Annotated in this window: 21 protein-coding genes; all 21 read right to left on the minus strand. The window is 60.3% G+C overall.

From position 1 onward, the window contains the following. Positions 1 to 45 precede the first annotated feature (45 nt). A complete protein-coding gene (rplO, locus tag K728_RS0101300; protein ID WP_024475615.1) occupies positions 46 to 540 on the minus strand; it encodes a 50S ribosomal protein L15 in 495 nt (164 codons plus the stop codon). Beyond that, complete coding sequence (gene rpmD, locus K728_RS0101305; protein ID WP_019481510.1) at positions 540 to 752, minus strand: 50S ribosomal protein L30; 213 nt, start codon at positions 750 to 752, stop codon at positions 540 to 542. The genes rplO and rpmD overlap by 1 nt, the downstream gene beginning before the upstream one ends. Further along, complete coding sequence (gene rpsE / locus K728_RS0101310) at positions 752 to 1,501, minus strand: 30S ribosomal protein S5 (protein ID WP_024475616.1); 750 nt, start codon at positions 1,499 to 1,501, stop codon at positions 752 to 754. The genes rpmD and rpsE overlap by 1 nt, the downstream gene beginning before the upstream one ends. Continuing rightward, positions 1,498 to 1,881, minus strand: coding sequence for a 50S ribosomal protein L18 (gene rplR / locus K728_RS0101315; protein WP_019481508.1), 384 nt, complete (start codon positions 1,879 to 1,881; stop codon positions 1,498 to 1,500). Before rplR ends, rpsE begins: the two co-directional genes overlap by 4 nt. Positions 1,882 to 1,883: 2 nt before the next feature. After that, entirely contained in the window at positions 1,884 to 2,420 is a 537-nt protein-coding gene (gene rplF / locus K728_RS0101320; RefSeq protein ID WP_024475617.1) for a 50S ribosomal protein L6, read from the minus strand. Between the two features lie 24 nt (positions 2,421 to 2,444). Continuing rightward, entirely contained in the window at positions 2,445 to 2,843 is a 399-nt protein-coding gene (rpsH, locus tag K728_RS0101325) for a 30S ribosomal protein S8 (protein WP_019481506.1), read from the minus strand. A gap of 99 nt (positions 2,844 to 2,942) precedes the next feature. Then, complete coding sequence (gene rplE, locus K728_RS0101330) at positions 2,943 to 3,518, minus strand: 50S ribosomal protein L5 (protein WP_019481505.1); 576 nt, start codon at positions 3,516 to 3,518, stop codon at positions 2,943 to 2,945. Then, a complete protein-coding gene (gene rplX / locus K728_RS0101335) occupies positions 3,518 to 3,898 on the minus strand; it encodes a 50S ribosomal protein L24 (protein ID WP_019481504.1) in 381 nt (126 codons plus the stop codon). The genes rplE and rplX overlap by 1 nt, the downstream gene beginning before the upstream one ends. A gap of 3 nt (positions 3,899 to 3,901) precedes the next feature. Further along, on the minus strand, positions 3,902 to 4,270 hold the full coding sequence (rplN, locus tag K728_RS0101340) for a 50S ribosomal protein L14 (protein WP_019481503.1): 369 nt from the start codon (positions 4,268 to 4,270) through the stop codon (positions 3,902 to 3,904). Positions 4,271 to 4,557: 287 nt separating this feature from the next. Continuing rightward, entirely contained in the window at positions 4,558 to 4,851 is a 294-nt protein-coding gene (gene rpsQ, locus K728_RS0101345; RefSeq protein ID WP_019481502.1) for a 30S ribosomal protein S17, read from the minus strand. Next, positions 4,848 to 5,198 (minus strand): 50S ribosomal protein L29, encoded by a 351-nt coding sequence (gene rpmC / locus K728_RS22300; protein ID WP_024475618.1) that lies wholly within the window; start codon positions 5,196 to 5,198, stop codon positions 4,848 to 4,850. The genes rpsQ and rpmC overlap by 4 nt, the downstream gene beginning before the upstream one ends. A gap of 2 nt (positions 5,199 to 5,200) precedes the next feature. Next, complete coding sequence (rplP, locus tag K728_RS0101355; RefSeq protein WP_019481500.1) at positions 5,201 to 5,617, minus strand: 50S ribosomal protein L16; 417 nt, start codon at positions 5,615 to 5,617, stop codon at positions 5,201 to 5,203. Beyond that, a complete protein-coding gene (gene rpsC / locus K728_RS0101360) occupies positions 5,618 to 6,475 on the minus strand; it encodes a 30S ribosomal protein S3 (protein ID WP_019481499.1) in 858 nt (285 codons plus the stop codon). Beyond that, a complete protein-coding gene (gene rplV / locus K728_RS0101365) occupies positions 6,475 to 6,840 on the minus strand; it encodes a 50S ribosomal protein L22 (RefSeq protein ID WP_024475619.1) in 366 nt (121 codons plus the stop codon). Before rplV ends, rpsC begins: the two co-directional genes overlap by 1 nt. Positions 6,841 to 6,878: 38 nt before the next feature. Further along, positions 6,879 to 7,160, minus strand: a complete 282-nt coding sequence (rpsS, locus tag K728_RS0101370; RefSeq protein WP_019481497.1) for a 30S ribosomal protein S19 — start codon at positions 7,158 to 7,160, stop codon at positions 6,879 to 6,881. Positions 7,161 to 7,172: 12 nt separating this feature from the next. Beyond that, positions 7,173 to 8,012 carry a 50S ribosomal protein L2 gene (gene rplB, locus K728_RS0101375; RefSeq protein ID WP_024475620.1) on the minus strand — a complete coding sequence of 280 codons (840 nt, stop codon included), beginning with the start codon at positions 8,010 to 8,012 and terminating at the stop codon, positions 7,173 to 7,175. A 31-nt stretch (positions 8,013 to 8,043) separates the two neighbouring features. After that, on the minus strand, positions 8,044 to 8,349 hold the full coding sequence (gene rplW, locus K728_RS0101380) for a 50S ribosomal protein L23 (RefSeq protein ID WP_019481495.1): 306 nt from the start codon (positions 8,347 to 8,349) through the stop codon (positions 8,044 to 8,046). Then, positions 8,346 to 8,993, minus strand: coding sequence for a 50S ribosomal protein L4 (rplD, locus tag K728_RS0101385; RefSeq protein ID WP_024475621.1), 648 nt, complete (start codon positions 8,991 to 8,993; stop codon positions 8,346 to 8,348). The genes rplW and rplD overlap by 4 nt, the downstream gene beginning before the upstream one ends. Positions 8,994 to 8,997: 4 nt before the next feature. Next, on the minus strand, positions 8,998 to 9,654 hold the full coding sequence (gene rplC, locus K728_RS0101390) for a 50S ribosomal protein L3 (RefSeq protein WP_024475622.1): 657 nt from the start codon (positions 9,652 to 9,654) through the stop codon (positions 8,998 to 9,000). Positions 9,655 to 9,670: 16 nt separating this feature from the next. Continuing rightward, positions 9,671 to 9,979 (minus strand): 30S ribosomal protein S10, encoded by a 309-nt coding sequence (rpsJ, locus tag K728_RS0101395; RefSeq protein WP_003803825.1) that lies wholly within the window; start codon positions 9,977 to 9,979, stop codon positions 9,671 to 9,673. A gap of 400 nt (positions 9,980 to 10,379) precedes the next feature. Continuing rightward, positions 10,380 to 10,754 (minus strand): hypothetical protein (locus K728_RS21690; protein WP_237742072.1); only part of this gene is annotated, 375 nt, incomplete at its 5' end.

Genomic DNA, 10,754 nt, shown 5'->3' on the forward strand with positions numbered 1-10,754 from the left:
CCAAGAGTCTAGTTGCTAGATCGGGTAGATCACAGCGGCTCTGAATTAGAGTCCGGTGACCGAACCGCCGGCTGCAGTGATTTTCTCTGCAGCGCTAGCCGAGTACGCGTGCACAGTGACATCAACCTTGACGGTGATGTCGCCGGTGCCCAGTACCTTCACGGGCTGGTTCTTACGAACCGCACCGTTGGCGACCAGGCTGTCGACTGACACCTCGCCACCGTTGGGGTAAAGCTCCGAGATCTTATCCAGGTTTACTACCTGGAACTCGACCCGGAATGGGTTCTTGAAGCCACGCAGTTTGGGAAGGCGCATGTGCAGGGGAAGCTGTCCGCCTGCGAAGCCTGCCTTGACCTGGTAACGGGCCTTGGTTCCCTTCATACCGCGTCCTGCAGTCTTACCCTTGGAGCCTTCGCCACGGCCCACGCGGGTCTTGGCGGTCTTCGCTCCAGGGGCGGGACGCAGGTGGTGGACCTTGAGCGCGTGAACGCGCTCATTATCCGACTTGACCGTGGCTGCTGCCACATTCTTCTCTGCCATTAGTTGGCCTCCTCAACCTTCACGAGGTGCGGAACCGTGTTGACCATGCCAACAGTGACGGCATCAGCGGTACGGACAACGGTGTGTCCGATGCGCTTGAGGCCGAGAGACCGCAGGGTGTCGCGCTGGTTCTGCTTGCCGCCAATGACGGACTTGATTTGGGTGATTTCAAGCTTCGCTGAGCTTACTAACACGCGCTTGGGAGTTGCCATTACGCACCTGCCTTTTGTTCCTGCATTGCGCGCAGCATCGACGAGGAAGCCACCTGATCCAGCGGCAACCCACGACGGGCGGCTACTGCCTGAGGCTCTTCCAGCCGCTTCAGCGCGTCAACAGTTGCGTGAACAATGTTGATGGCGTTCGAAGAACCGAGTGATTTGGACAGAACATCGTGGATGCCGACGCATTCCAGCACAGCACGCACCGGGCCACCGGCGATAACGCCGGTACCTGGGGAGGCCGGGCGGAGCAGGACTACGCCTGCGGCCGCTTCGCCCTGCACCAGGTGAGGGACCGTGCCACCGATGCGGGGGACCTTGAAGAAGGACTTCTTGGCCTCTTCAACGCCCTTTGCGATAGCTGACGGAACTTCCTTGGCCTTGCCGTAACCGACGCCGACCATTCCGTTACCGTCGCCAACGACAACCAGGGCGGTGAAGCTGAAACGCCGTCCACCCTTGACTACCTTTGACACACGGTTGATAGCAACCACGCGCTCGACAAACTTGTCCTTGTCGTCGCCACGACCGCCGTCACGGCCACCACGGCCGCCGTCGCGACCGCCACGGCCACCGTCACGGCCACCGGCGCCGCTGCTGCGGCCACCACGTTCTCCGCGGGCACCGCCCTTGCGGTCGTCGGCTGCTGCCGCTGCGGGTGCCTCTGTAGCCGGAGCTGCAGCGGCAGGCTGATCAGTACCTGTACTCAATTCAGGTTCCTTTGCATTGTTTTCCTCGGTCACAGTGCCAACCCACCTTCGCGGGCGCCATCAGCGATGGCGGCAATACGGCCGTGGTACTTGTTGCCGCCGCGGTCGAAGACTACTGCTTCGATTCCTGCAGCCTTGGCACGCTCTGCGACGAGGTTGCCCACGCGCTTAGCTTTGGCGGTCTTGTCGCCGTCGAATGCACGCAGATCGGCTTCGAGGGTGGATGCCGAAGCAACCGTGACACCCAGACCGTCGTCCACAACCTGAACGAACATGTGACGTGCAGACCGGTTGACTACCAGACGCGGGCGGACCGCGGTTCCGGTGATGCGCTTGCGCACACGGAGGTGGCGGCGTCCGCGCTGGGCGGACTTGCTCTTTGAGCTTCGCTTCTTATTAATGCTGATAGCCATGATTATTTACCAGACTTTCCGACTTTACGGCGAACAACTTCGCCTGCGTAGCGCACGCCCTTGCCCTTATAGGGGTCCGGCTTCCGCAGCTTGCGGATGTTTGCGGCGACTTCGCCGACCTGCTGCTTGCTGATGCCGGAGACGGAAACCTTGGTAGGTCCCTCAACGGTCAGAGTGATGCCCTCCGGTGCCTTGACGGCGACCGGGTGGCTGAAGCCCAGTGCGAACTCCAGGTCGGAACCCTTCGCCTGCACGCGGTAACCGGTGCCGACAATTTCGAGGTTCTTCTTGTATCCGTCAGTGACACCGATGATCATGTTGGAGATCAGCGTGCGTGTCAGGCCGTGCAGCGAACGCGATTCGCGCTCGTCGTTCGGCCGGGTGACGGTCAGTGTGCTCTCGTCGAGATCCACCAGGATCGGGCTGGGCACAGTGTGGCTCAGCTCCCCCTTGGCTCCCTTGACGGACACCAGGTTACCGGTGACTTTTACCTCAACACCCGCGGGAACGGAGATGGGGAGACGTCCAATACGTGACATGTGTTTACTCCTTCTCTGTTCCGGCTACCAGACGTAGGCGAGGACTTCCCCACCCACGCCCTTCTTGGATGCCTGGCGGTCTGTCAGCAGTCCGGAGGACGTTGACAGGATTGCAATCCCAAGGCCACCCAGCACGTGCGGCAGGTTGGTGGACTTCGCGTAAACGCGGAGCCCGGGCTTGGAGATGCGGCGGATGCCGGCGATTGAACGCTGGCGCTCAGGACCGAACTTGAGGTCGATGGTCAGCTTCTTGCCAACCTCCGCTTCCTCTTCCTTCCAGCCTGCGATGTAGCCTTCAGCCTTCAGGATGTCGGCGACGCGAGCTTTGAGCTTGCTGTATGGCATGCTCACGGTGTCGTGGTATGCGGAGTTTGCATTGCGCAGACGTGTCAGCATGTCTGCCACAGGATCTGTCATTGTCATGTGGGCTCTTGCCCTTCCTCGTAACGGTTTCCGGGGCCCGGTTTAGGGTGTTGGACTTGCGCCCTACCCTGCCCGGTACGGACCTGGAACGTAGTTAGATTAATCTTCGGATTTAAACGGGAAGCCGAGCGCTTTGAGCAGTGCGCGACCTTCGTCATCGGTTTTTGCGGTGGTGACAACGGTGATGTCCATGCCACGTACGCGGTCGATCTTGTCCTGGTCGATCTCATGGAACATTGACTGTTCCGTGAGCCCGAAGGTGTAGTTGCCGTTTCCGTCGAACTGGCGGCCGCTGAGGCCACGGAAGTCGCGGATACGGGGCAGCGCCAGTGACACCAGACGGTCTACGAATTCCCACATCCGGTCGCCACGGAGCGTTGCGTGGCAGCCGATCGGCATTCCTTCGCGCAGCTTGAACTGAGCGATCGATTTGCGGGCCTTGGTGACCTGAGGCTTCTGACCAGTGATCTGGGTCATGTCGCGTACAGCACCATCGATGAGCTTGGAGTCCTTGGCGGCATCTCCAACACCCATGTTCACAACAACCTTGACCAGTCGTGGGACCTGGTTGACGTTGGTGTAACCGAATTCTTCCTGCAGTCCGGACTTGATTTCAGCGGCGTAGCGCGTCTTCAGGCGCGGGGAGATCTTTGTCTCTACGGCTTCGGTAGTCATTAGAGATCCTTCCCTGATGCCTTGGCGACGCGAATCCGGACCGTACGCTCTTTACCGTCTTTTTCGACGGTATCGATGCGGTAGCCAACGCGGGTTGGCTTGTTGGTCTCGGGGTCAACCACTGCAACATTGCTGATGTGGATGGGGGCTTCAATGACCTCGATGCCGCCAGTCTTCGAGCCGCGCTGCGACTGTCCGACCTTGGTGTGGCGGGTGACGCGGTTGATTCCCTCGACGAGGACCCGGTTGTTCTCCCGGAATACCTTCAGAACCTTGCCCTGCTTGCCGCGGTCTCCGCCGCGTTCCTGCTTGGCTCCGCTGATGACCTGTACCAGGTCACCCTTCTTGATCTTGAACTTCACTGTCTTATTCGCTCCCATGGGTTAGAGCACCTCCGGCGCTAGCGAGATGATCTTCATGAAGCGCTTGTCACGGAGTTCGCGACCGACGGGACCGAAGATACGCGTACCGCGCGGGTCGCCGTCTGTCTTCAAGATCACCGCAGCGTTCTCGTCAAACTTGATGTAGGAACCATCCGCGCGGCGGCGTTCCTTCTTGGTGCGGACGATGACCGCCTTGACGACGTCGCCCTTCTTTACGTTACCGCCGGGAATTGCATCCTTGACGGTGGCGACAATTACGTCGCCGATGCCTGCGTAGCGACGTCCAGATCCACCGAGAACACGGATTGTCAAGATTTCCTTGGCACCCGTGTTGTCGGCGACCTTAAGCCGCGACTCCTGCTGAATCACTTATTACTCCTGTCGTCGCGCTGGTTCTCTATACGAGCCTTGCGGAACGGATATGGGTTGGCCCCGTAATACTGGTCCTCAGCCTGCGCGGGCGCGAACACGCCAACGCAAAGAATGCTGAACAAGATTATCGGGCTTTTGTCTCAATCGCCGGTGTGGAAGCTCATACCTCTAACCCACCGGACAGACAAGATTTTCATCTTATCGCGAAAGTGCCCCGGAGGTGAAATCGCAGTGCGATCTCACCTCCGGGGCCCAGTCGTTAAAGCTGGTTCCCTTGCGGGAGCCTACTTGGCGCGCTCGATTACCTCGACCAGACGCCACCGCTTGGTAGCGGACAGCGGGCGGGTCTCACTGATGAGAACGTGATCGCCGATGCCGGCGGTGTTCTCTTCATCGTGGACCTTGACCTTGGTGCTGCGGCGAAGAACCTTGCCGTACAGTGCGTGCTTCACCCGGTCCTCAACCTGGACCGTGATGGTCTTTTCCATCTTGTCCGAGACTACGTAGCCACGACGGGTCTTACGGTAGCCGCGGGCGAGATCGTCCGACGTCGTTGCTTCACTCTTCTGTTCACTCACTTGGCGTCCTCCTTAGAAGCCTCGGTGCCTGCGTCAGGCGTGCCCGCATCCGGGGCGTCTTTGGTGGAGGCCTTCTTGGACTTCTTGGCCTTTTCAGGCTTTGCTTCCTCAACAGGAGCAACAAAGTCAGGCCGAATGCCGAGCTCACGCTCACGCATCACCGTGTACAGGCGTGCGATATCGCGCTTCACTGAGCGCAGACGCCCGTGATTTTCCAACTGACCCGTAGCGGACTGGAAGCGAAGGTTGAACAACTCTTCCTTACCCTTGCGGAGTTCTTCGACCAGGCGATCACGATCGAAGCCGTCCAACTGCTCGGATGTCAGTTCCTTTGAACCAATAGCCATGTCTACTCACCACCTTCACGACGCACAATGCGTGCCTTCAACGGCAGCTTGTGGATTGCTAGGCGCAATGCTTCGCGGGCTACCTCTTCTGATACACCGGAGAGTTCGAAAAGAACCCGACCCGGCTTGACGTTGGATACCCACCATTCTGGGGAACCCTTACCGGAACCCATACGGGTTTCAGCAGGCTTCTTGGTCAGTGGGCGGTCCGGATAAATGTTGATCCAGACCTTGCCGCCACGCTTGATGTGGCGGGTCATGGCAATACGTGCAGCTTCAATCTGACGGTTGGTGACGTAAGCCGGGCTCAGCGCCTGGATACCCCACTCACCGAAGCTGACCTCAGTGCCACCGGTTGCAGCGCCGGAACGACCCGGGTGGTGCTGCTTACGGAACTTGACTCGACGAGGGATAAGCATTTAAGCCTGTCCTCCTTCCGCTGCTGCCGGAGCTGCAGCTTCAGCCGGTGCGGCAGTTGCCTGCGCCTCGGTAGGAGCGGAGCCGGCCGGGTTACGACGACGACGGTCTGCACCGCGGTCTCCGCCACGGTCAGCGCCAGCTGGGCCACGGCTCGGACGGTCGCTTCCGCCGCCGCGTCCGCGGGACGGTGCAGCTGCAGCCTGGGCTGCGAGCTCCTTGGCGGTGATGTCGCCCTTGTAGATCCAGACCTTCACGCCGATACGGCCGAAGGTGGTCTTGGCTTCGAAGAAACCGTAATCGATGTTCGCGCGGAGGGTGTGCAGGGGCACACGGCCTTCGCGGTAGAACTCGGAACGGCTCATTTCTGCGCCACCCAGACGGCCGGAACACTGAACACGGATGCCCTTGGCTCCTGCACGCTGCGCCGACTGCATAGCCTTCTTCATCGCACGGCGAAATGCCACGCGTGAGGAGAGCTGCTCGGCAACGCCCTGGGCCACAAGCTGGGCTTCCATCTCGGGGTTCTTGACCTCGAGGATGTTCAGCTGAACCTGCTTGCCGGTCAGTTTCTCCAGCTCGCCGCGGATACGGTCTGCTTCGGCGCCGCGGCGGCCGATTACGATGCCGGGACGTGCAGTGTGGATATCCACACGAACACGGTCACGGGTGCGCTCGATCTCTACCTTGGCGATACCGGCGCGGTCCATGCCCGTCGCCATGAGCTGACGGATCTTGATGTCCTCACGGACGTAATCCTTGTACCGCTGACCTGGCTTGTTGCTGTCGGCAAACCAGTGCGAACGGTGGTCCGTGGTGATACCGAGCCTGAACCCATGCGGGTTTACTTTCTGTCCCACTAGCGGACCTGCGCTTTCTCAGGGGTTGCTACTACAACTGTGATGTGACTGGTCCGCTTCAAGATGCGGAACGCACGGCCCTGGGCGCGCGGTCGGAACCGCTTCATCGTGGGGCCCTCATCAACAAATGCCTCGCTGATGATCAGGTTATCTTCATCGAATGCGATGCCGTCCCGGTCCGCGAGGACACGGGCGTTGGCGACCGCCGACTGTACTACCTTGAATACCGGCTCTGAAGCTGCCTGTGGGGCGAACTTCAGTATTGCCAGAGCCTCATTCGTCTGCTTGCCACGAACCAGGTTGACGACGCGCCGGGCCTTCATAGGCGTGACACGCGAAAAACGCGCAACTGCCTTGGCTTCCATTGCTTTCCTTCTCTCGTCTTCTGCCGCTCGAGCAGCGCCTAGCGGCGCTTGCCCTTGCGGTCGTCCTTTACATGGCCGCGGAAGGTCCGCGTCGCAGCGAATTCGCCGAGCTTGTGCCCGACCATTGACTCTGTGACAAACACCGGGATGTGCTTGCGCCCGTCGTGCACGGCGATCGTGTGCCCCAGCATGTCGGGGATGATCATTGAGCGGCGGGACCACGTCTTGATGACGTTCTTGGTGCCCTTGTCGTTTTCACGAGCTACCTTCACAAAAAGGTGCTGATCGACGAAGGGGCCTTTCTTCAGGCTGCGTGGCATGTCTCCAGGCTCCTATCGCTTGTTCTTGCCGGAACGACGGCGACGCACAATCAGTGAGTCGCTCTCTTTGTTTTTGCGGCGGGTACGGCCTTCGGCCTTACCGTTCGGGTTCACCGGGTGACGGCCACCAGAGGTCTTACCTTCACCACCACCATGTGGGTGATCAACCGGGTTCATGGCAACGCCACGAACGGTTGGGCGGACGCCCTTCCAGCGCATACGGCCGGCCTTGCCCCAGTTGATGTTGGACTGTTCTGCGTTTCCAACTTCACCGATGGTGGCCCGGCAGCGAACATCCACATTGCGGATTTCACCGGAGGGGAGGCGGAGCTGCGCGAAGCGGCCCTCTTTGGCAACCAGCTGGACTGACGCACCGGCCGAGCGAGCCATCTTGGCCCCGCCGCCTGGACGCAGTTCCACAGCGTGGATCACGGTACCAACCGGGATGTTCCGCAGTGGCAGGTTGTTGCCTGGCTTGATGTCAGCACCGGAACCGGCTTCCACCATGTCGCCCTGCTTCAGGCGGTTAGGTGCAACGATGTAGCGCTTGGTGCCGTCAACGTAGTGGAGCAACGCGATGCGAGCCGTGCGGTTGGGATCGTATTCGATCTCAGCAACGCGGGCGTCAACGCCGTCCTTGTCGTGGCGACGGAAGTCAATCAGGCGGTACTGGCGCTTGTGGCCACCACCCTTGTGACGGGTCGTGATCTTGCCGGTGTTGTTACGTCCACCCTTTTTGGGGAGGGGACGCACCAGGGACTTCTCCGGTGTCGACCGAGTGATTTCTGCGAAGTCAGCAACGCTTGAGCCGCGACGGCCAGGCGTTGTTGGCTTGTATTTACGAATAGCCATGTGTCATTTCCTCGTTAAAGTGGTCTCCGCCCTAACCGAGCGGACCGCCGAAGATGTCGATCGTTCCTTCTTTGAGGGTCACGATGGCACGCTTGGTGCCCTTACGCTGCCCCCAGCCGAAGCGGGTGCGCTTGCGCTTACCCGAACGATTGAGTGTGTTGATCGAATCGACCTTGACGGAGAAAATCTTCTCCACGGCCAACTTGATCTCTGTCTTGTTCGAGCGAGGGTCGACCAGGAAGGTGTACTTACCTTCGTCGATCAGGCCGTAGCTCTTTTCCGAGACGACCGGCGCAAGGACGACGTCGCGGGGATCTTTGGAGATGGTCGCGCTCACTTGGCGTCCTCCGTAGCTGTTGTGCTCTCGTCAGCATCTACGGTCGAGTCAGCTGACCCGACGAACGTGTCGTAAGCGGCCTTCGTGAAGATCACGTCGTCGGAAACCAGCACGTCATAGGTGTTGAGCTGGTCAACATAGAGGACGTGTACTTCCGGGACGTTCCGCACGGACAGTGCCGTGAGATCGTTGGCGCGCTCGATAACGATGAGCAAGTTTGGACGCTCCGAGATGCTGCGAAGCGCTTCGATTGCACCCTTGGTGGACGGCTTGTCGCCGGACACCAGGGACTCGAGGACGTGGATACGGCCGTTGCGTGCCCGATCAGAGAGGGCACCGCGCAGAGCGGCAGCCTTCATCTTCTTGGGGGTGCGCTGGCTGTAGTCGCGTGGGGTGGGTCCGTGGACGACGCCGCCACCGGTCATGTGAGGGGCACGGATCGAACCCTGACGGGCACGACCTGTCCCCTTCTGCTTGAACGGCTTGCGGCCTGCGCCGGATACCTCTGCACGAGTCTTCGTCTTGTGCGTACCCTGACGGGCAGCAGCAAGCTGAGCCACGACAACCTGGTGCAGCAAGGGCACATTGGTCTGCGTGTCGAAGATCTCTGCGGGGAGATCGACCTTTACAGTGTTGACAGCCATCTAACTATGCTCCCTTCACGGCGGTGCGCACGAGGACGACCTGGCCGCGGGCGCCGGGAACGGCACCCTTGATCAGCAGCAGCGACTTCTCGACATCCACAGCGTGAACTGTGAGGCTCAGAGTGGTCTGACGAACGGCACCCATACGGCCTGCCATTTTCATACCCTTGAAGACGCGGCTAGGGGTGGACGCGCCACCGATAGAGCCGGGCTTGCGGTGGTTCTTGTGGGCACCGTGGGATGCGCCGACGCCGTGGAAGCCGTGACGCTTCATGACACCTGCGAAGCCCTTGCCCTTGGTGGTGCCGATGACGTCGACCTTCTGGCCGGCTTCGAAGATCTCAACGGAGAGCTCCTGGCCCAGCGAGTAGGTGTCAGCATCGGAGGTACGCAGCTCAACCACGTGGCGGCGCGGCGTGACGCCGGCCTTTTCGAAGTGACCGGCCAGTGGCTTGGTCACCTTGCGGGGGTCGATCTGGCCGAAGCCGATCTGGACAGCTGTGTAGCCGTCCTGGTCCGCTGAGCGGAGCTGGGTAATGACGTTGGAGTCAGCCTGGACGACAGTAACCGGTACCAGCAGGTTGTTTTCGTCCCAGACCTGGGTCATTCCGAGCTTGGTGCCCAGAAGACCCTTGACCTGACGCGTAAGTGAAGTAGACATTATGATCCGCTCTCCCTTACAGCTTGATTTCGATGTTCACGTCCGCAGGCAGGTCGAGACGCATCAGCGAATCAACGGCCTTGGGCGTGGGGTCAATGATGTCGATCAGACGCTTGTGAGTACGCATTTCAAAGTGCTCGCGGCTGTCCTTGTACTTGTGCGGTGAGCGGATAACGCAGTACACGTTCTTCTCCGTCGGCAGGGGCACTGGGCCAACTACCGTAGCGCCTGCGCGCGTCACCGTCTCAACGATCTTCCGTGCTGATACGTCGATGACCTCGTGGTCATACGACTTCAGCCGGATGCGGATTTTTTGTCCCGCCATGGCGTCTCGACTCTCTCTCTCAAGAATTCTTGAATAACTGTCAGTTCCTGCACGTGCTGCGCCCGTTGCACTGGCGCTCCTCCCACAGACTGAATCCGGAAGTTTCCGGGTTCCTCACCCTGTGGAGGTACCGACCCCCGCGCTCGGGCGTGTCGCGGATTTTCTGCAAACTGATCCCTCTGTTTGCTTCCACGTTTCCAGCCGAACTGAAATGGGGGTGGTCATATTTGGGCTAACCGCCCGGTGAACACCGACCCTGCATCAGGCATTATCCTGATCGGGACGGTATCTCAAACCGCGCGCGCAAGCGCTTGAACAACTTGTCCAGTCTTCCAGATATCAGGGCAGAAGGCGAATCCACGCCGAGACACGCCCCTCGGTGTGATGTACTTTACTCTTCTCACTCCCCCACCGACCGACGTCGTCCGCCAGAAAAGTGCCCGCGGTGCGACGTCGTCCGCCAGGAAAGTGCCCGCGGTGCAGGATCGCTGTGGCGCAACCACGTTTCTGCAGCTCCACCACTTTCCTGCCGCCACCACTGCAGCGCACCCACTCCCCTGCAGCTCCACCACTTTCCTGCCGTTCCCCCGCCACCCGAGGTCGTCCGCCAGGAAAGTGCCCGACGTCGTCCGCCAGGAAAGTGCCCGCGGTGCAGGATCGCTGTGGCGCAACCACGTTCCTGCAGCTCCACCACTTTCCTGCCGCCCCACTGCAACGCAACCACGTTCCTGCAGCTCCGCCACTTTTCTGCCGGCTTAAAAGGTAAGGCCCCGCT

Origin of the sequence: Arthrobacter sp. CAL618 (assembly GCF_000468215.1) — a bacterium.
Classification (GTDB): Bacteria; Actinomycetota; Actinomycetes; order Actinomycetales; family Micrococcaceae; genus Arthrobacter_D.